Source organism: Flavobacterium sp. Arc3 (genome assembly GCF_041431375.1).
Taxonomy (GTDB): Bacteria; Bacteroidota; Bacteroidia; order Flavobacteriales; family Flavobacteriaceae; genus Flavobacterium.
The window spans coordinates 254,471-274,848 of the sequence record NZ_JASMRI010000001.1; the positions used below are offsets into that span (position 1 = coordinate 254,471).

The 20,378-nt window shown below is 33.1% G+C and carries 17 protein-coding genes; 1 reads left to right on the plus strand and 16 read right to left on the minus strand.

The annotated features are described in order from the left end of the window. Nucleotides 1-149 precede the first annotated feature (149 nt). The 15 genes from QO200_RS01015 to recR form a co-directional block, all read right to left on the minus strand. Entirely contained in the window at nucleotides 150-1,652 is a 1,503-nt protein-coding gene (locus QO200_RS01015; RefSeq protein WP_371535303.1) for a lipid II flippase MurJ, read from the minus strand. Nucleotides 1,653-1,655: 3 nt separating this feature from the next. Next, nucleotides 1,656-2,477 (minus strand): hypothetical protein, encoded by an 822-nt coding sequence (locus QO200_RS01020; RefSeq protein WP_371535304.1) that lies wholly within the window; start codon nucleotides 2,475-2,477, stop codon nucleotides 1,656-1,658. Nucleotide 2,478: 1 nt separating this feature from the next. Further along, nucleotides 2,479-3,252, minus strand: coding sequence for a hypothetical protein (locus QO200_RS01025; protein WP_371535305.1), 774 nt, complete (start codon nucleotides 3,250-3,252; stop codon nucleotides 2,479-2,481). 195 nt (nucleotides 3,253-3,447) lie between these two features. Then, nucleotides 3,448-4,332, minus strand: coding sequence for a GDP-mannose 4,6-dehydratase (locus tag QO200_RS01030; protein ID WP_371535306.1), 885 nt, complete (start codon nucleotides 4,330-4,332; stop codon nucleotides 3,448-3,450). Nucleotides 4,333-4,414: 82 nt separating this feature from the next. After that, nucleotides 4,415-5,503 (minus strand): GDP-mannose 4,6-dehydratase, encoded by a 1,089-nt coding sequence (gene gmd / locus QO200_RS01035; protein ID WP_371535308.1) that lies wholly within the window; start codon nucleotides 5,501-5,503, stop codon nucleotides 4,415-4,417. Between the two features lie 381 nt (nucleotides 5,504-5,884). Continuing rightward, nucleotides 5,885-6,277, minus strand: coding sequence for a four helix bundle protein (locus tag QO200_RS01040; RefSeq protein WP_371535309.1), 393 nt, complete (start codon nucleotides 6,275-6,277; stop codon nucleotides 5,885-5,887). Between the two features lie 404 nt (nucleotides 6,278-6,681). Then, nucleotides 6,682-7,632, minus strand: coding sequence for a GDP-L-fucose synthase family protein (locus QO200_RS01045; protein WP_371535311.1), 951 nt, complete (start codon nucleotides 7,630-7,632; stop codon nucleotides 6,682-6,684). A gap of 7 nt (nucleotides 7,633-7,639) precedes the next feature. Further along, nucleotides 7,640-8,647 carry a mannose-1-phosphate guanylyltransferase gene (locus QO200_RS01050; protein WP_371535313.1) on the minus strand — a complete coding sequence of 336 codons (1,008 nt, stop codon included), beginning with the start codon at nucleotides 8,645-8,647 and terminating at the stop codon, nucleotides 7,640-7,642. Nucleotides 8,648-8,706: 59 nt separating this feature from the next. Next, on the minus strand, nucleotides 8,707-9,990 hold the full coding sequence (locus QO200_RS01055; RefSeq protein WP_371535315.1) for a nucleotide sugar dehydrogenase: 1,284 nt from the start codon (nucleotides 9,988-9,990) through the stop codon (nucleotides 8,707-8,709). A 517-nt stretch (nucleotides 9,991-10,507) separates the two neighbouring features. After that, nucleotides 10,508-10,975 carry a UpxY family transcription antiterminator gene (locus QO200_RS01060; RefSeq protein ID WP_371535317.1) on the minus strand — a complete coding sequence of 156 codons (468 nt, stop codon included), beginning with the start codon at nucleotides 10,973-10,975 and terminating at the stop codon, nucleotides 10,508-10,510. 422 nt (nucleotides 10,976-11,397) lie between these two features. Continuing rightward, entirely contained in the window at nucleotides 11,398-12,789 is a 1,392-nt protein-coding gene (locus QO200_RS01065) for a UDP-glucose 6-dehydrogenase (RefSeq protein ID WP_371535318.1), read from the minus strand. Nucleotides 12,790-13,059: 270 nt separating this feature from the next. Further along, nucleotides 13,060-14,043 (minus strand): SDR family oxidoreductase, encoded by a 984-nt coding sequence (locus tag QO200_RS01070; protein WP_371535320.1) that lies wholly within the window; start codon nucleotides 14,041-14,043, stop codon nucleotides 13,060-13,062. 25 nt (nucleotides 14,044-14,068) lie between these two features. Next, a complete protein-coding gene (locus QO200_RS01075) occupies nucleotides 14,069-16,531 on the minus strand; it encodes a polysaccharide biosynthesis tyrosine autokinase (protein ID WP_371535322.1) in 2,463 nt (820 codons plus the stop codon). 15 nt (nucleotides 16,532-16,546) lie between these two features. After that, nucleotides 16,547-17,338: a polysaccharide biosynthesis/export family protein gene (locus QO200_RS01080; protein ID WP_371535323.1), complete on the minus strand. Its 792-nt coding sequence runs from the start codon at nucleotides 17,336-17,338 to the stop codon at nucleotides 16,547-16,549. A gap of 70 nt (nucleotides 17,339-17,408) precedes the next feature. Next, nucleotides 17,409-18,029 carry a recombination mediator RecR gene (recR, locus tag QO200_RS01085; RefSeq protein ID WP_371535325.1) on the minus strand — a complete coding sequence of 207 codons (621 nt, stop codon included), beginning with the start codon at nucleotides 18,027-18,029 and terminating at the stop codon, nucleotides 17,409-17,411. A 259-nt stretch (nucleotides 18,030-18,288) separates the two neighbouring features. On the opposite strand from recR, the gene QO200_RS01090 reads away from it, so the two are divergent. Next, nucleotides 18,289-19,797, plus strand: a complete 1,509-nt coding sequence (locus QO200_RS01090; RefSeq protein WP_371535327.1) for a sodium:solute symporter — start codon at nucleotides 18,289-18,291, stop codon at nucleotides 19,795-19,797. A gap of 131 nt (nucleotides 19,798-19,928) precedes the next feature. Here the strand turns inward: QO200_RS01090 and QO200_RS01095 are convergent, their stop codons facing one another. Beyond that, nucleotides 19,929-20,294 carry a CoA-binding protein gene (locus QO200_RS01095; protein ID WP_371535329.1) on the minus strand — a complete coding sequence of 122 codons (366 nt, stop codon included), beginning with the start codon at nucleotides 20,292-20,294 and terminating at the stop codon, nucleotides 19,929-19,931. Nucleotides 20,295-20,378: the final 84 nt, after the last annotated feature.

The following is a 20,378-nucleotide window of genomic DNA, read 5'->3' on the forward strand; positions in this document are numbered from 1 at the left end:
AAATTATCGACACTATAACTTTCAACTATAAAGAAAGAAAAAAAATTATAAATAAAAAAAGAAATTAATAATATTAAAATATTTGCTTTTTTATCCTGCATAATTATTGATTTGGGATTTAAATAATAGTAGATAAAGGAGTAAACCTATTATATCCATCTATTGATATAAGGTATTTTACTCATTAAAAAAATTAGTTCTTTCATTTTTAGAATTCTAATAGAAATAAATAAATATATTAACAGCGAAATTAGTCCAAAGGCACTTAATTTTAGCAACTTGCCCAATAAACCTAAATCGGCACCATTAAAAAGCAACTCCAAAACAAATACCAACCCAAAGATGAGCACTAACACACTAATTTGCTTAGATAAAAAACGGACAAAGTCTACAAAAAATGCTTTCACTTCTGTTTTGTACAACATCTTTATAGTAATACAAAAAATAAAAATCCAAGTTAGTATGTAAGCTACAGCTATTCCTTTTACATTGAAATAAGTTGAAAAGATACCTGATAATATAAAATAAATCAAAAATGTCAAGATACCAACAATACCAGTTTTGTAATTAATTGGTTGGATAAAAATAGACCTAAAAGATATGACAACACTTAGCATAAACACCATCCCTATTAACATTAAAGGAAGAAGTTCTGCAACATTTTGAGTACTAGCTTCATTAAAATTACCTCGTTGAAACATGATTATCACTATATCTCTAGAAAAAAAAGAACAGATTAATACTGCATAAGAAGTAAGAGCAAAAACCAGTTTTATAATCATAGAGGTATCATAATAGTAAGCTTTTAAATCCCCTGACTTATAGGATTCTGTAAGCCTAGGAATTAGCACTGATGAAGGACCCGCTATCACAAGAGCTCCCAGAGCAATAATAATTCTTTGCGAATACCCTAAATATGATATTGATGATTCCCCTAGTTTACTTCCCCAATACGCATCAACTACTTGAAATACAGAAAAAGTTAACATCGAAAAAACAGAATATTTCATTGATTTCAAAAAATCAAATACTTCACTGGCTGTACTTACATTTGTCAAGTCTCTCTTCTCATTTTTAAGCATATAAATTGAGAAAAAAATTGAGAATAAATACCCTAGTAAAAGCCCGAATATTATTGCATTTACACCAATCTCATCAAAAATAAGTATACAAAGAATACTGAAAATGAAAGGAAAAAAATTTAGTACAACAGGAATAATAAATCTAGCTTTACTAGTGAAATAACAGCTTATAATACTAAATGGTATCGTAAACAGAAATACTAACCAAACAATTACATTTAAAATTTCGATGTTTGGAAAAGATCTTAAATTAAAATAATCTATTACAAAAAAATGATAAACTAGAATAAAAAACACGAATAACACTAAAGTAATCACAATACAAATCTTAATAAATTGTAAAAAGTAATTAAACGATTTCGTTACAAAGTGTGGTATTAATGAAAAACTAAATGCTGAGGAAATCACACCCGATATAAGAAAAGGAAAACTTGTAAGTAGTAAATAAGTATCCATTTCATGTCCAGTTCCAAAACTAGCTGCTATCATCACCTGATTTAGAAAACTTATTGCAATTGACACTAAAGTAAGAATAGATACTAAAAAAGATGATTTTAAAAGTGATGACATAAATCAGTAAGTTTTTCTTAATTTTTTAAAAATACTATGTGGTAGTAAATACCTCATAATCATAAAAAACTTCCTATAAATGTTAAAGCGCATTTCTTCACTAAAATCCATACATAATCTGTTGGTTATATATTCCTTTTGATTATATTTATGTACTTTATTGAGTTCTTGTTGTAGAATTTTACCTTTTACGATAACATTAGCAAATTCAATTAATGGCTTCTTAACAGAATAAAAGCCGTTTTTTTCATGTTTATCTAAAATTTTCGAAATCTCAACCTCATATTGCCATGGGTTCAAGTTGTCTAGTTCCGAAAGATTTATAATTTTGGAAAAAAAAGCTGTATTCCACATGGAAAAAACAAGCGATCCCACGTAAGAATCATTTTTAGAAATTTTAAAATAAGGTCTTTTAGCCTTAAACATTAAACTTATATCAGTAAATAAGTTTCTATGCCCACTATTTAAAACCAAATAATCCATTCCTGTCATATTACTCAAGCATTCCTGAAACTTTACAATATGTACTTCATTCAACAAAACGAGATCATCGAAACTAAAAACAACAGCACTATAATTTATAGAAATATAGTTATTAAACACATACCTCAATGATTCGCTCCAAGATATATCTTCAGGATAATATAAAATCTTAAATCCTAAATTAACAACCCTGTTTTTAACTTCTGGTGAAATATTATCATCTGAAGTAATATATAGATCAATATTCTCACTCTTAAAATGATTTTTATAACTTTTTAAAGTCAGCTCCCACACATCACAATAACTACTATGTGAGAGTATTATAAAACAATTTTCGTTCATTTTATCCTAAATTTTTTCCAAAGGCAAAATATAAATTAGCCCTAAGTGTCCGTAATAAACCTGCATTATGTTGAACTTCGTTCGCGACAACAGTATATTTCTCTAAAGATTTTTCAACTGATACATTAATTAAATCTAACCTTCTAAAAACTTTTAATTCCTCTTCTTCAATACTATGTTTGTACTTTACATAACACGCATATAATTGATACTCACTAAGCCAACAAGAATCGTTTTTTACAATAATTTCCAAAAAATAGTCTACCCAGTCTTTATCTCTCGCTATATTTGTCAACATTTCATTGAGATACATTGGATTGAAACACATCTGATTAGAAATAAAATTTTTATCATCCTTAAGTTTTAGTTCTGTTCTATCTATAAAATTTTGATATTGTTTTTCGATAGTTTTAGGAGTATAATATATTTTTTCTTCTAACAAGATTTCTTTTCTAAGGAAAGAATCTCCGTCAACTATATGAACAAAATCATAATAAAATTCTTTATGAAGATTAATAACCACACAATATTTTAAAAACTGTTGATAATACCAATTAGGACGATCCGTTTTCTCTATGACTTCATATGAATCCCTGTCAAAAAATTCACTATCCTTCCTAAAAATTATAGTTTTATATTTATCTTTTAAAGATGTTGAATAATCCGGAGAAACTAAAAACAAATCATATGAGATTTCTCCACTAGAATAATATTCAAGTATGTTATCACTAATCTCTTTGGCAACAATGACTACTGCGTATTTTTTGCTATACATCTATAATTTTATTTATAATTTTCTACTCAAAGTAATTCAAAATAGAATATCCACCATCTTTTAAATATTGGTCTTCAAGCATCAATTTCAAATTAGTTTGTATCATGTCTTTTACTAAATCTTGCAAATCGTTTAATTGAATTGACTGACAAAACTTTTATTATTAAAAAATATTCAAATATAAATACCCTGTATTTACCTCAGCCTTTTAGTAATCGCCAAATCACTAGCTACCATCTCCTTAACCAATCCTGCTAAATCATACTGCGGTTCCCATCCCAGCTTTTTAGATTTACTAGGGTCTCCTATCAACAAATCTACTTCGGTAGGACGGTAATACTGTGGATCAACTCTTACTACTACTTTACCTATTTCTAGTTGATAATCCGGATTATTACAAACCAGAACTTTAGCATTTTCACTTTCAAATACCAATTCAACACCTACTTCAGCAAAAGAAAGACGCACAAAATCACGGATATAAGTTGTTACTCCTGTTGCAATTACATAGTCTTCAGCTTTATCTTGTTGCAAGATTCTCCACATAGCCTCTACATAATCTTTGGCATGTCCCCAGTCTCTTTGCGAATTCAAGTTCCCCAGAAAAAGACACTCTTGCTTTCCTTTTGCAATAGCAGCAGTTGCCATCGTAATTTTACGGGTAACAAATGTCTCACCGCGTCTAGGAGATTCATGATTAAAAAGGATTCCGTTACAAGAAAACATATCATAAGCCTCACGGTAGTTTTTAGTAATCCAAAAGGCGTAAATCTTAGCAGCTCCATATGGAGAACGTGGGTAGAAAGGAGATTTCTCATCGTAAAATCCTGCTGCATTTTTATTCTCTGCCAATCCTCCATACAATTCAGAAGTAGAAGCCTGATACACTCTGGTTTTTTCTCCTAAACCTAAAATTCTTACCGCTTCTAATATACGTAATGTACCTATTCCATCAACAATAGCAACATATTCTGCAGAATCAAATGACACCTTTACATCAGACATCTCCCCACGGTTATAAATTTCATCAGGCTGTACTTCCTGAAGTATTCTTATAATATTAGTGGAATCGACTATCAATAAATCAACTTCTGTTGGCCCAAAAAATGTAGTTTCAACTAAGTAGTATAAATCAGAAATTCGGAGTTTTTTTTGGACTTTTTTAAAACAATTTCAAATCACTTGCCACCATCTCTTTAACCATAGCCGCTAAGTCATACTGTGGTTTCCATCCCAACTGTGTTTTTGACTTTGTAGGATCTCCAATCAATAAATCAACTTCAGTAGGACGGTAATATTCTGGATCTACTCTAAGTACAACTGTACCTATCGCTATTTGATATAAAGGATTAGCACAAGCAGCAACGGTAGCCGTTTCATTTTCTTGTTCTCCTTCAAAAGTTAAAGTAACACCCACCTCAGCAAAAGCCATGATAACGAAATCTCTAATATAGGTGGTCACACCAGTTGCAATTACATAATCTTCTGGCATTTCTTGTTGTAAAATTCTCCACATAGCCTCAACATAATCCTTAGCATGCCCCCAGTCTCTTTGCGAGTTCAAGTTCCCTAAGTACAAACAATCTTGCTTTCCTTTAGCAATAGCCGCTACTGCCATTGTGATTTTACGGGTTACAAAAGTCTCACCGCGTCGAGGCGATTCGTGATTGAAAAGAATACCATTACAAGCAAACATATTATAAGCCTCACGGTAGTTTTTAGTAATCCAAAAACCATAAATCTTAGCCGCTCCATAAGGAGAACGCGGGTAGAAAGGCGATTTCTCGTCATAAAAACCTGCTGCATTTTTATTCTCAGCTAATCCGCCATACAATTCAGATGTAGAAGCCTGATACACTCTCGTTTTATTTCCTAAACCTAAAATTCGAACAGCCTCAAGAATTCTCAAGGTCCCTAATCCATCAACATTAGCCACATATTCAGGAGAATCAAAAGACACTTTTACATGAGACATCGCACCTAAGTTATAGATTTCATCAGGCTGTACTTCCTGTATAATTCGTATAATATTAGTAGAATCGGTCAAATCGCCATAATGCAATTTAAAATTAACATGCACTTCATGTTGATCTACATAGATATGATCGATACGTTGCGTATTAAAAGAAGAGGCACGACGTTTCACACCATGGACCATATATCCTTTTTCTAATAATAATTCTGCTAAATAAGATCCATCTTGACCTGTTATTCCTGTTACTAATGCTACTTTTTGTGGTGTTGTATCCATGATATTATTGCTTGTTGTTCGTGTGTTTTTTATACGATGGTGAATCGTTTATTTGGTTAATTGTTTAATCGTGTGTTGTAATTGAAATTCAGTTGTTCAATGCTTCAATGGTTAATTGTTTAATCGAACAAAAGTTTAATTGGTGAATTGGTTAATTGTTTAATCGAACAAAGGTTTAATTGGTGAACTGGTTAATTGTTTAATCGAACAAAAGTTTAATTGGTGAATTGGTTAATTGTTTAACCGTATGTTCTTAATGAGATTCAGTTATACGATGGTTAATTGGTTATTTCTTTAATCGTTTAATTGGTGAACTGGTTAATTGTTTAACCGAATGTAACATTTAAACTTTTTCTAACCGACTAAACCTTTCCTAACCGATTAAACTCTCTTTTTCAAAGTCTCTTTATTATTGATTTGATATTTATAAAGTGAATTCAATTTATTTAGAATAGCATCTAGTTTTATTCTAAGTTCCGTATATTTCTCTTCATTAATATATTTCATATCCAAGGCTGTATTCAAATGATCTATCGTTTCCAGCGCCGTTGAATAGGACATATTAGTAAAATGGGCTTGGTCAAAATTAGAAGACCTTCCAGAACCCTCTGCTAAATTAGCGGAGATGCTGGCTGATGCCCTATTAATTTGACTGATTAAATCAAATCTCTCTTCTTTTGGAAATCTTTGACTCATCAACTTTATATCTATTTTGAACTTTCTAGATAGTTGATATACCTCCAATTTTTCGAATGAATAGATATGGTAACTCATGGGAAAAAAGGTTAAATCGTTAATCGTCTATTTGGTTAATTGTTTAACCGTGTGGTGTGATTGAAATTCAGTTGAAATATTATCGGTTATTTGTTTAATTGGTGAAATGGTTAATCGAACAAAAGTTGAATTGTTGAATTGTTGAAATGATTAATCGCGTGTTCTGATTGAAATTTAGTTAATTGGTTCATCATACATTTTTATTAAAAACCAGTTAACCAATTAAACTTTTTTTTTAAACAATTAAACTCTTCCTAAACAATTAAACTTTTTTTTAAACAATTAAACTTTTTCTAATCAGTTAACCGATTAAACTTTTTTTTAAACAATTAAACTCTTCCTAAACAATTAACCTTTTCCTAACCGATTAAACAGTTAAACTTTTCCTAAACAGTTAACCTCCTCTACATTTTCACTTCCTTAAATCGGTCGATATTTTCCAAAAACCAATTGTATGTTTTTTGTATTCCTTCTTCTAATTTTACTTGGTGTTTCCAACCTAATTCATGCATTTTAGAAATATCCATTAGTTTCCTAGGAGTACCATCTGGTTTTGTTGCATCCCAAATGATTTCTCCTTGATGTCCCGTTATTTTTTGAATCGTTTCGGCCAATTCTTTGATGGTCAAGTCTTCCCCTGTCCCCACATTATATAAATAATCGGGTAGTTTGTTTTCTAATGCAAATACCACTGCTTGCGCCATATCATCTACAAAAAGAAACTCTCTCATAGGGGTCCCACTTCCCCAAAGGGTTACCGGAGCATTGCCATTTTCCTTTGCCTCATGAAACTTACGTATCATAGCGGGTAAAACATGAGAAGAATTTAAATCGAAATTATCATGGGTACCATAAAGATTCGTCGGCATCAAGCTTACGTAATCCTTACTAAATTGATTCCTAATAGCTTGACAGGCTTTTACCCCTGTAATTTTTGCAATAGCATACCATTCGTTAGTCGGTTCCAAAGTATCTGTTAACAAATACTCTTCTTTTAATGGTTGTGGCGCCAGTTTTGGATAAATGCAAGAACTTCCCAAAAATATAAACTTCTCCACACCGGATTGTAATGCGGTATCGATTAGATTATTTTGGATTTGCATATTTTCCATTATGAATTGATACGGAAAATCATTGTTAGCTAATATCCCTCCCACTTTTGCGGCAGCATCAATAATCACTTCCGGTTTTTCGGTAGCCATAAAGTCCTTAACTGCTTGTTGATTTCTCAAATCCAGTTCCTTACTGGAAGCTCCAATAAGGTTAGTATAACCTTTAGCCGTCAGTGTTCTCCAGATAGCACTACCCACCATTCCGTTGTGTCCAGCAATATATATTTTAGTATCTTTATTCATGATGATATTAATTTAGTAAATCTGATTTTTCTCGTTCTAGAGCATTATAAACGCTTTTCACATCCTGAGAAAATTCTTTTTTCAAAATTAAATTAGCTGTATCTGTATGAACAAAAATAGTGTCCTGTACCCCTATAAAAGCAGTATAATTAGTAGTCCCGATCACCATATTTCCATTTTCATCCACCGGATGACCAATGGTTATCAAATAATCATAAACCGATTCAAAAGACCCCAAATCAGACCAGCCAAATTTAGAGGAAACCACTTTAATTTTCTTTGAGCGTTCCATCACCGCATAATCAATGCTAATGGATGGAATATCCATAGAAAGCGCTAAATCTAAATTTCCACTACTATTGTTTTCCCAAGCTAGTTTTGATTTCTCATACACTTCTGGAGTGAACGCCTTTAATTCTTCCAACAAGACTCCTGCTTTAAAGCAAAACATTCCGCTGTTCCAAAGAAAATTTCCTTTGGCTATAAAATCACGAGCAGAAACTTGATTAGGCTTTTCTCTAAAAGAAATCACATCATCTCCCTTACGTTCAATATATCCATATCCCGTTTCCGGTTTAGTGGGAACAATCCCAAAAGTAACAATATATCCATTTGAAGCTTTATCAACCGCTTCGTTTATCGCCTGTTCATAATCTTGCATCTCATCAATAATATGATCAGACGGAGTAACTACTAAGATATCATCAGGATCAGAAGCAAAGGCTGCAAAAGCAATCGCTGCCGCAGTATTTCTTGGCGTAGACTCTATGATATCAATATAAGAAGTATTGGATTTTTCTAATACTTTTTTACTTAAATGGCAATTATCGATGTTACCTACCACCATCACTTTATCGGCAATGTTTCTATTGCGATCGACGGTCATCTCAAACAAAGATTTCCCATTAAAAATATCTAAGTATTGCTTGGGTTGACTTTTACGAGACAATGGCCACAAACGACTACCGACTCCTCCAGTTAGTATAACATGAGTAATTGAGTTCTTGTTTTCCATACTTTTCTTTTATAGTTAACTTTAGTGTTGAATTAGCTGAAATTATATCTTAAAATTGTTTATAACCTTCCGTCAACCTTATCCCCTAAAACCCCTTTTACATCGTACACTAAACTTATGGTGTTTTGTAATTGTGTTAAGTCTAGGTTTAAAAATTCATTATGAGCTACTCCTAAAACAAGAGTATCAAATTTTTGATTGGGCACAACATTAGTTGTCTTTAATTTATATTCTTTAAACACAGCAGCAGGATTAGCTAGAGGATCATATATAGTTACAGTAATTCCATAATCAGTTAAAGCGGCAATGACATCTACAATTTTAGTGTTACGAACATCTGGACAGTTTTCCTTAAACGTAATACCAAGCATTAAAAGTGAGGCATTATTAACCGAAATTCCTTTCTTGATCATCAGCTTTACAATTTGAGAAGCCACATATTCTCCCATGCTGTCGTTCAAGCGCCTACCCGCTAAAATAATTTCAGGGTGATAGCCTAATTCTTGAGCCTTCTGAGCTAAATAATAAGGATCAACCCCTATGCAATGCCCTCCAACCAATCCTGGTTTAAAGGGTAAAAAATTCCATTTGGTCCCAGCCGTTTCTAAAACTGCTTGAGTATCTATATTCATTAAGTTGAATATTTTAGACAGTTCGTTCACAAAGGCTATATTAATATCCCGTTGTGAATTTTCGATTACTTTGGCTGCCTCGGCTACCTTGATAGAAGGAGCTAAATAGGTACCTGCAGTAATAACAGTTTGATATAATTCGTTTATCTTGTGTCCAATTTCTGGAGTAGAACCCGAGGTGACTTTTAATATTTTATCTACCGTATGTTCCTTATCTCCTGGATTAATACGCTCTGGAGAATAACCCACGAAAAAATCAATATTAAATCGTAATCCCGAAACTCGTTCTAAAACAGGTACGCATTCTTCCTCTGTTACTCCTGGATATACCGTTGATTCATATACGACAACATCTCCTTTTTTAAGTACTTTGCCTACTGTTTCACTCGACTTGTAAAGTGGAGTTAAATCAGGTCGGTTATTTTTATCTACTGGTGTAGGTACCGTCACAATATAATAATTACAATCTGCGATTTCAGCTAACACCGTCGTGCAATACAGACCGTTACTACTCCCTTGTTTTTCCTGTAATACCTTTTGCAAAGTAACAGAGTCTATTTCTAGAGTAGTATCAACGCCAGATTTTAATTCTGCTACTCGGGTCTCATTAATATCAAAACCTACAACAGCATGTTTTGTGGCAAATAATCGCGCTAGAGGTAAACCTACATACCCAAGGCCAATAATTGCTATTTTTGAATTGATTTCCATCTCTTTAAAACTATTTTCTAAGCTATTTGTTGGTAAAAAAGCACCGCTTTGCAACTCAAACCCACATTAGTGCGCTCAAATCATGTTTTTTCAAGTGCGCAAATATAGGTACAATAAGCCAGTTTATTTTATTAATAAATTAACCCTGAACAATTAAAATTTAATTAATCTCAAGAGAAACAACTAACCTATTGTTAATCAGAGCCTAAAACAAACTATTATTTTAATAAGTTGTCAAAAAAATCACCTAATTTGGTTACCCCTACTATTCATAAGAATAATTCCAAATCAAGCAACCAAAAATCTAATTATGGCGGTTCCCAAAAAACCTGACCCCTTAAATTTTATAGGAACAGCATTTAGCTCTCAAAAATTAAAAATACTCATAACGAACAAATTACAGCGCCTAAACTTTGAGCCGTCAAGCATTGTTAATTCTTTTTTTTATTTGATCTCAATATTTTAAGAATTCAAGTCTGTTTTTTAAATTACTCTAAAACATTACAAATAAGTCATTTTACTTAATTTTCATTTTCAAAACACATCCCAAGGTTTCTAAAACAAGGATATAATGCGTTTTATTCACTTCTTGTACAACGGCTTCCTGAGCAGAAAAAGGACCATCTTCTAAAGTAATTTTATCCCCTACTTGTATCGAGTCTATAGACACATCATAAGTGTCAGGAGTATCCAACCATTTTTTAATGGTACTTATCTCTTCATCACGAACAATTGCAGGTTTTCCCAACCAAAACAAATAGCGAACCGCCCCCGCTGATTGAAACACTAGGTTTCTTTCGGCCTCCGTTACTTGCACAAAGACATAGGAATTAAAAAGAGGCACAATTACCTTCTTCTTTCTATCAGACCATTGGCGCACCTGTGTAATCAGAGGACAATAGCATTCTACCCCAATCTTTGTAAGTTGCTCCGCAACTTTCTTCTCCCATTTAGGTTTTGTATACACCACGTACCAGTTCTTCATTTGCGTTGTGTTGAAATAACATCTTGTTGTTATTCTTGTTTATATATGACTCTCTATTTGTTGTTCCCACATTATTTTTCAGCCTCGAATTATCAAAATTAGCAGTAATCATGAATTATCAAAACTGCTCGATTCCTTTATGACCGTTTTAACTCCAAATTATCTAATTCATATTTAAACTTCTTTAAATACCGATTGTGTTTTTATTATGCTAAGACGATTTTAATTTAAGAGCGGAAACATAGTACTTAACAAGGCTGTTCTTTGCTCTTTGTTCTTTGTTCTTTCTTCTTCGTTCTTCGTTCTTCGTTCTTCGTTCTTCGTTCTTCGTTCTTCGTTCTTCGTTCAGCATTTTCCACTACAAGAAACAAATTCCATTTTTTTTAAGAATAGTCTCGATAGCTCAGACGATATGTTAGGATTTAAGAACCGATAGCTTGATATACAAATCCAATTTTTTCTAAAGCCGCACCATCCAATATATTTCTTCCGTCAAAAACAAAAGCAGGCTTTTGCATGGAGTTATAAATCCGTTGCCAATCATACTGAACAAACTCATCCCATTCCGTAAGTATCGCTATAGCATGTGCCTCCTTGCATGCGTCATAAGGATCCTCAAATGACATCACGCTATTGCTGTTTTTATCTGCAGTTCTAGTTTCTAAATAATCTAAATCCATTAGAATTTTGTTTCTTGTGACTTTAGGATCGTAAACGGCAATTTTTGCATTTTCATTGATTAGGTTATCTGCCACATAAATCGCTGCAGATTCTCTAGTATCGTTAGTGTCTTTTTTGAAAGCCCATCCTAATAAAGCAATTTTCTTATCAGAAACGGTATTGTAAAGTGTTTCCACTATATTATTTGCAAAACGTCTTTTTTGATAGTCGTTCATAATAATAACCTGCTCCCAATAATCAGCCACTTGATTCAATCCGTAGGATTTTGCAATATAAACTAAATTCAAAATGTCTTTTTGAAAACAAGAACCTCCAAATCCCACAGATGCTTTTAAGAATTTAGATCCTATTCTGCTGTCCATTCCTATCGCTTTTGCCACTTCGTTTACATCAGCACCTGTTTTTTCACATAGCTCAGACATCGCATTAATAGAAGAGATTCTTTGTGCCAAAAACGCATTTGCGGTCAATTTAGATAACTCTGATGACCATACATTAGTAGTCAATATTTTATCAACTGGAACCCAATTAGAATATACATCTACCAATGCTTTTATCGCTTTTTGACCGTCTTCAGTCGTATCTCCTCCAACTAATATCCTATCTGGGTTCAATAAATCCTGAACCGCTGTACCTTCGGCCAAAAATTCTGGATTAGATAAAATTTGAAATTTCACGCCGTTACCCGTATTGTCTAAAATACTTTTAATAGCCTCAGCTGTACGAACTGGTAATGTCGATTTCTCGACTACGATCTTATCGTCCTTGGCAATTTTAGCAATTTGTCTGGCACATAATTCAATGTATTTTAAATCGGCTGCCATTCCCTTGCCTTTACCATAGGTTTTAGTAGGTGTATTTACCGATATAAAAATAATTTGGGCTTCGTCAATTGCTTTCTCAACATCCGTAGAAAAGAATAAGTTTCGCCCTCTTGCATCGCTAACAATTTTATCCAATCCCGGTTCGTAAATAGGAATATTATCTAAATCCTCATCATTCCAAGCCGCTATTCGTTCTTTATTTAAATCAACAACCGTAACTTGTATCTGTGGACATTTTTGTGCTATAACCGCCATTGTAGGTCCGCCAACATATCCGGCTCCAATGCAACAAATTTTTGTGATTTTCATTTCTTCTGTTTTTCTTTATTCTTTATTCCTAATTATTTGTTCAACGTTTTCTAGCCTCTTTTTCTAAGGTCCGTTTTAGGTTTACTGAACTTGTATTTTAAGTAGTGTTCAATGAATTATCGATTTGTCTTGATAAAAAAAGCGATACCGTTTGTGCTTTTATTACTATTTTCTTTGTTCTTTGCTCTCTATTAAAAGTTTTCTATTAAGTACCTCTATCTTTAGACAACCGCAATCGAATAGACATTAGCTGTGATAACCGACAACAATCTACTTTAAATTATTCCAATACCAATCAATCGCTTCTCTCAACCCTTGCTGTAAAGAATACTGCGGATTATATGCTAATAATTCTTTTGCTTTATCAATACTGGCCAAAGAATGCGGTATATCTCCAGCTCTATTTGGACCATGAACCACTTCAACATCAGCAATTGCAGAATCATATTTAGCCAAATATTCTTTCAAATAATTCACTAAATCGTTTAATGTATTTCGATCTCCAAATGCCGTATTATACACCGTATTCACCGCAGCTGGATTTTCTGTAGTTATTGCTAATTCGTTCATTTGAATAACATTCTCAATATAAGTGAAATCGCGTGAATAATTCCCATCTCCGTTAATAGTGATCGCTTCATGATTCATTAATTGCATCACAAATTTAGGAATGACCGCTGCATACGCTCCATTAGGATCCTGCTTTCTCCCAAAAACATTAAAATAACGCAATCCTATTGTTTCTAAACCATACGTTTTACTAAAAATATCAGCGTACAGTTCATTTACATATTTAGTTATGGCATAAGGAGAGAGTGGCTTTCCGATCACATCCTCCACTTTAGGCAATCCAACCGAATCTCCATAAGTAGAAGAACTGGCTGCATACACAAATCGCTTCACCTTGGCATCTGTAGCAGCCACAAGCATATTTAAAAAACCAGATACATTGACATCATTAGTCGTAACCGGATCATTAATAGAACGAGGTACTGAACCCAGCGCTGCCTGATGTAAAACATAATCGATGTCTTTTACTGCATTCTGGCAATCAACAGCGTTTCGTACATCGCCTTCAAGCAACCTAAAATTGGGATTAGTAATGAAATCCTTTAAATTATGTCTGTGCCCCGTAGCAAAATTGTCTAAGCATACTACTTCATGTCCTTTAGATAAAAAATACTCACAAAGATTAGAACCAATAAACCCGGCTCCACCTGTAATCAATATGCTGCTTTTTGTTCCCTCTTTCATTTATACTAATTTAAAAATCCTTCTATTATTTTTTTGTTTTTATACCTAATTTTCTAAGAATTGAATCATAGAAATTTTTTGGTTTATCTTCATCTGTGTATCCATTTGAATAAGCACCGTAACCGTAGCCATAGCCCATACCATAGCCAGAACCATATTTAGCCTTATTTTCAAAACCATTTAAAATAATACTGGCATTGTCTAGTTCTCCTCGTTTTACTCTATTATTCAATAAAGTGATCATTTCCTTTTTAGAAAAATTCTGTCTTACAATATATAAAGTAACATCCGAATATTGTGATAATTCCAAAGCATCAGAAACCAGTCCCACCGGTGGCGTATCCAATATGATATAATCGTACTTTTTCTTTAATTCTTCGATTAATTCTCCCATTCCATCACTCAAAATCAATTCTGACGGATTAGGAGGAATAGGACCCGAAAGGATGACATCGAGATATGGAATCTGAGTATGATTTATAATATCATCCACACTTTTCTGCTTTATTAAGTAGTTGACAATTCCCACTTCATTAGACAAATTAAACTCGTCAAATAATTTGGGTTTCCTTAAATCACAACCTATAATAACTGTCTTTTTTTCGCTTAACGCAAAAACAGTAGCGATATTTATAGAACAGAATGTCTTTCCTTCCCCACTGACTGACGATGTTATCATCAATGTTTTAGCTCCACCTACATTTTGTTTTTTATACAAGTACTGTAGCGAAGAGCGAATTGCTCTAAAGGATTCAGACAATGCTGATTTCGGTTTGTCATAAACCGCTAACTCCGAACTTTCCTTACTTAGACCTACAACTCCAATCAAGGGAATTTTTGTGAGTTTTCCAATATCGTCCGTATTTTGAATGGAATCATTGATAAAGAAAATAAAAAACACAAACAACAGCGGAAACAATATCCCTAGAAAAAGTGCCAAAACATAATTAGCGGATGTTCTTGGACCAATTTGCCCACCACCTACATCTTTTGCCGGATCAATAAAGTGAATATCAGATAAATTTGCCGCTTTTACAATATCAGCTTCGCTTCTTTTTTGAAGAAAAGTATTATAAATATTATCACTTAAATCGTATTTTCTCTTTATTTTTATTAACTCCTGCTGCTCATCAGGAAGCGCCTTAATCGTACTTTCTGTTTGACTAATTTTATTATTAATCAATGCCAGATCATATTGAAGAGAAGACTTTGCTGAAGCAATATTCTCTAATAATACATTTTTAATAGCCACCATTTGATTATCAAAATCTTTAAATATCTTATCACTTTTTACTGCGTAAGCCATTTCTGATCGTTGACCTGAAAGAGAAATTAATTTGGAGACATTAGTCACCACATTTGGATCATCAATACCCGCAACTGATGGCGCTGGAAGTTTTGAGTAATCGACACTGTTTTTTAAATAAGACTTTAAGGAGTTGTAGTAGGATATTTTTCGGGTGATTTCATCTCTGCTAACATCAAATTCGAGCATCTTATCAGAAAACTTAGCGCCTCCTTCTTCAATATCATAGATATTCTTGCCTTTCCTAAATGTTTTTAGTTCGTTTCCAGTTTCTTTTAACTGCGACTCCATCGCAATTAATGTGCTGTCAATAAAAGCAATTGTATTTGTGGCAAACTGATTCTTACTATCCAGTTGTCTTTTGATAAGCATTTCTACGGTCGAATTCAGGTATGTAACCATTCTTGCCTTATTTGCTCCTTGCATTCCAAGCGTAATTATAGAACCGCCCTTGTCATCTGAACGAACATTTATCCCTCGATACCCTGCAACAGTTCCATTAAAATCACTAAACGAAACAAAGTATTCATTGCCTTTGTAAAACCCAGGATTGTCATTTATCTGCAATTTCCAATTTAGAAATGGTAAAGAAACCCTTTCGCCCACCTTATATCGCTTAACAAAATCCCCAGTCGCAACAGCTGTAGTACTATATGAATTATCAGAGTAGGTAATTAAGGAAGCATTTTGACTTGCAAATGGAATTCTAATTTCATAAACATTTTCACTAACAAAGCGAATCCCAATGAGGTTTCCTGATAGCTGTCCTTTTGATTTGTCGATATCAACGTAAAAAGGAACTGCGCCATAAGCATCCTCAAGGGCATACTTACCTTGAACTAGATAATTAATATAATATTGCAGTTTATCAACCACAAGTTCGTTATGAGATCTAGACTGTATCGTGGTCGAAATGGTTTGAACTTGGTCAGAAGTACCACCCCAATTAAAGACCAGACTAGTATTTGAAGTAAACAACGGATTACTTTCTTCCTTTACAGAAATAAGCGTCTCCATACTATACACTTTCTCTTTACGAATATTTACCTGGTAGGCAATAGCAAAAGTGATTATTAAGCTTAATAGAAACCATTTCCAGTAACTTCCTATTTTTATTAGAAATCCCTTAAAGTCAAAACTAACCTGATTTTCAAAAATCGAAAAATCTTTTATATCTAACATTTTTTGATCTCTGTTTTAATTTTTAAATAGCAAGAAAAAGGTTGTAGTAGCCAGTGACAACAAGGTAATAATCGTTCCTAACGATTCTATCCCCGTTTTTCCTGTTCCCCAAGTTTTTTGTTTGAGTGGTTTTACATAAATATAATCATTCGGTTGCAGATAAAAATAAGGTGAATTCATTACGTTGATATCAGTAAGATCGAGATCATGCATTTGCACTCCCGTTGGAGAATTTCTGATAATCGTTACTGCTTTTCTATTTCCTGTTATCGTTATATCTCCCGCATTTGCGATAGCTTCCATAATATTCACATTATCCTTAAATAGAGTCTTGGTTCCTGTACTTCCTATTTCGCCATTTATGGTATACTTGAAACCCGCTAATTTTACAATAACAAAAATATTAGCTTCTTTCTTAAAATATTCAGCTAACAATTGGTTTTCAATTTTAACTCTTATTTCCTCTAAAGTAAATCCAATTACATTAATTTCTCCCAAAACAGGCATCCTAATATTCCCATGATCATCAACCGTAAAACCATCAAAATACAATCCCGATTCAGATTTACCAGTGACACCCTCGTTTGTGGTACTAAAAATAGCAACTAATTTTGGATCAATAGCCTTTATACTAATGCTTAAAACATCGTTAGTTTGCAATCTATAGGGCTTAGCTACAATAGCCGAAATTCCTGTTTCTGTTTCAGAATTATTCTTTTTTTGCAAGTAAATCAAATCCTGAGTAGGAATACATGAAGTAAATAACACACTTATACTAAGTAATAAATAGAATATATGCTTGCTCATTTTTATATTTTAGATAACAAATATAGCTTTTCATTTACTATATCAAAAGTTTAGCTATTTATTAAGACAATTAATTATTTTTGAAAGACTTTTCGAATGGTACGCGCTGCAATATGCTCCTTCCCAAAGTAACTTCATCTGCATATTCCAATTCATCACCCACGGCAATTCCGCGAGCAATTGTAGAAATTACAATATCAGCCTCAGCTATTTGTTTATAAATATAAAAATTTGTGGTATCCCCTTCCATTGTTGAGCTTAAAGCAAAAATAACTTCATTCACACTTCCTGCCTTTACCTTTTCTACTAATGTTGTAATTCTCAACTGACTAGGACCTACTCCATCAATAGGAGAAATTTTACCACCTAAAACGTGATAAACCCCTCTAAATTGTCCTGTATTCTCGATTGCCATCACATCACGAATATCTTCTACAACGCAAACAATTTGATGATTCCGATTTTTATTAGCACAGATTTCACAAATATCACTATCTGAAATATTGTGACAATTTGTACAATACTTGATATCTTCTCGCATATTCACCAATGCTTGAGACAAAAAACTGGTTTGTTCTTTGGGCTGTTTCAATAAATGTAACACTAAACGCAAGGCAGTTCTCTTCCCTATCCCCGGTAATTGAGATATTTCGTTAACTGCTTTTTCTATTAATTTTGAAGAAAATTCCATAACTGCAAATGTAGCAATTTGTTTATTTCTTTAAATAGTTATTTACTTAATCCCTTCTATAAATTCGATTTGGTTGAAATAAAGAAACAAACAACCTATAAACATAGTCAACAAGGTATTAACGAAGTAGCATTTACCGATTTTAAAAAATCATTTTTCCACGTGCAGACCTCTGGCAAAAAATGAAGCAGCCGTTACAGGAATTAAACCTAAAGAGATTAACTAAAAAATTGTACTTTGGCTTTTCAAAATCCAAAAAATGACACCTTTCGCCATTCTCTCGCTTATCGTTATCTACCTCGGAATATTATTCACTATCTCTCATTTTACGAGTAAAAAAGACAGTGGGAATGACGCTTTCTTTAATGCGAATAAAAACTCTAAATGGTATTTAGTCGCTTTCGGGATGATAGGAACAGCACTTTCTGGTGTCACTTTCATTTCTGTTCCTGGCGAAGTGGGTGCGCCAAGTGGAGAACAATTTAAATATTTTCAGTTTGTTTTGGGGAATGCTATAGGATTTATATTCATCGCCAAAGTACTATTGCCTTTATATTACCGAATGAACTTGACGTCTATTTATGGCTATATAGAACGTCGTCTAGGAATCTACTCCTATAAAACTGCGGCCACTATTTTCTTGATTAGCCGAACTATCGGATCCGCGTTTAGATTGTATCTCGTCGTGATAGTTTTACAGCGCTTCGTATTTGATTTTTACGGAATTCCCTTTGCTGTTACTGTATTGATTTCACTAGCTTTGATATTTGCTTATACCTATCGCGGAGGTTTAAAAACGATTATCATCACTGACACCTTACAAACATTTTTCTTAGTCACTTCTGTTTTTATGACTATTTATTTTATCTGTCAAAGTCTAGACCTTAATGTAATTGAAGCTTTTGAAGAAGTTAAAAACAGTAACTATTCTAAAATATTTTTCTTCGATGATTTTCTGTCCAGTAAATTTCACTTTGTAAAACAAATTCTAGGTGGAATTTTCGTTACAATTGCTATGGTAGGATTAGATCAAGACTTAATGCAGAAGAATTTAAGTTGCGCAACCATTGGCGAAGCCCAAAAGAACATGTTTACTTTCACCGGAATATTTGTACTGATTAATATATTCTTTTTAAGTGTGGGTGCCTTACTTTATATCTATGCTGCAAAAAACGGAATTGAAGTCCCTACAGATTTGGTTACCGGAAAACCAAGGACTGATTTGCTATTTCCTGAAATTGCCTTTCATCATTTAACCTTGATTCCGTCAGTAATATTCTTGTTAGGTTTGACAGCGGCAACTTTTGCTACAACAGATTCTGCCTTAACAGCGCTAACAACTTCTTTTTGTGTTGATTTTTTGGGCATGGATAAAACTGAAAACCGAAACAAACCCAATGCAGTAAGAGCCAGACATTTTACTCATCTTGGGTTTTCATTTCTTATGTTCTTAGTGATTGTATTTTTCAACTCTGTTAACGACAGTTCTGTTGTAGGAATGATTTTCAGGATTGCTTCTTATACCTATGGACCATTACTGGGATTGTATGGTTTTGGTTTATTCATAAAAACAAAAACAGTTAAGGATCAATTTGTACCGCTTATCTGTATATTATCTCCTGCGCTAACTTATCTCCTTAGCGAAAATTCAAAAGCACTATTTTTTGGATATGTATTTGATAACGAACTGATAATCGTAAATGGACTAATCACTTTCACAGGACTGCTCGTGATTAGCAAACCCACCTCACAAGAAACTCGTTTCTAATTTCACACAGACTATAAGGAAACATTTTGTAATTGCATCTCGTCTCAATACTAAAACGAGACGAGATGAAAACAATATTGTGATTTAGGAAGTATTAAAATACTTCACAATTTATAAACAAATTCAGTTATTTAATACCTATTTGTAGTCAATAAAACCAATGTACAAGCCACTTCTGATTTTATATTATTCAATTCCAAAAGTTGATAAAGCTCTGGGTTTTCAGTCCCTGGATTAAAAAGCACTCGTTTTGGCTTAGTTTCTACTATGTAATTGTAATAATCTTTTTGACGGGCAGGATTTAAATATAGAGTAATCGTATCGATGTTTTTTAAAGGAATCGCTTTAGTTTGAATTTTGATTCCAGCTACTTCTCCAGCATTTTGACCGATAGCAAGAACTGAATGCCCTTTTTCAACAAGCATCGTAATCGCTTTATAAGCATATTTCTCTGGTTTTGCTGATGCACCAAGAACTAAAGTTTTTTTATTTTTCATTATTTATTGTTTTTTTGTAAAAGTACTAAAATACTATAGTCCGTTTTAATAAAAATTAATATCTTTCGATTCTAACTTTATTAT

Excerpts from the sequence above, each read along its gene's own strand:
- QO200_RS01015 (WP_371535303.1), bottom strand. The coding sequence starts at position 1,652 with ATGTCATCACTTTTAAAATCATCTTTTTTAGTATCTATTCTTACTTTA.
- QO200_RS01020 (WP_371535304.1), bottom strand. The coding sequence starts at position 2,477 with ATGAACGAAAATTGTTTTATAATACTCTCACATAGTAGTTATTGTGAT.
- QO200_RS01025 (WP_371535305.1), bottom strand. The coding sequence starts at position 3,252 with ATGTATAGCAAAAAATACGCAGTAGTCATTGTTGCCAAAGAGATTAGT.
- gmd (WP_371535308.1), bottom strand. The coding sequence starts at position 5,503 with ATGGATACAACACCACAAAAAGTAGCATTAGTAACAGGAATAACAGGT.
- QO200_RS01040 (WP_371535309.1), bottom strand. The coding sequence starts at position 6,277 with ATGAGTTACCATATCTATTCATTCGAAAAATTGGAGGTATATCAACTA.
- QO200_RS01045 (WP_371535311.1), bottom strand. The coding sequence starts at position 7,632 with ATGAATAAAGATACTAAAATATATATTGCTGGACACAACGGAATGGTG.
- QO200_RS01050 (WP_371535313.1), bottom strand. The coding sequence starts at position 8,647 with ATGGAAAACAAGAACTCAATTACTCATGTTATACTAACTGGAGGAGTC.
- QO200_RS01055 (WP_371535315.1), bottom strand. The coding sequence starts at position 9,990 with ATGGAAATCAATTCAAAAATAGCAATTATTGGCCTTGGGTATGTAGGT.
- QO200_RS01060 (WP_371535317.1), bottom strand. The coding sequence starts at position 10,975 with ATGAAGAACTGGTACGTGGTGTATACAAAACCTAAATGGGAGAAGAAA.
- QO200_RS01065 (WP_371535318.1), bottom strand. The coding sequence starts at position 12,789 with ATGAAAATCACAAAAATTTGTTGCATTGGAGCCGGATATGTTGGCGGA.
- QO200_RS01070 (WP_371535320.1), bottom strand. The coding sequence starts at position 14,043 with ATGAAAGAGGGAACAAAAAGCAGCATATTGATTACAGGTGGAGCCGGG.
- QO200_RS01075 (WP_371535322.1), bottom strand. The coding sequence starts at position 16,531 with ATGTTAGATATAAAAGATTTTTCGATTTTTGAAAATCAGGTTAGTTTT.
- QO200_RS01080 (WP_371535323.1), bottom strand. The coding sequence starts at position 17,338 with ATGAGCAAGCATATATTCTATTTATTACTTAGTATAAGTGTGTTATTT.
- recR (WP_371535325.1), bottom strand. The coding sequence starts at position 18,029 with ATGGAATTTTCTTCAAAATTAATAGAAAAAGCAGTTAACGAAATATCT.
- QO200_RS01090 (WP_371535327.1), top strand. The coding sequence starts at position 18,289 with ATGACACCTTTCGCCATTCTCTCGCTTATCGTTATCTACCTCGGAATA.
- QO200_RS01095 (WP_371535329.1), bottom strand. The coding sequence starts at position 20,294 with ATGAAAAATAAAAAAACTTTAGTTCTTGGTGCATCAGCAAAACCAGAG.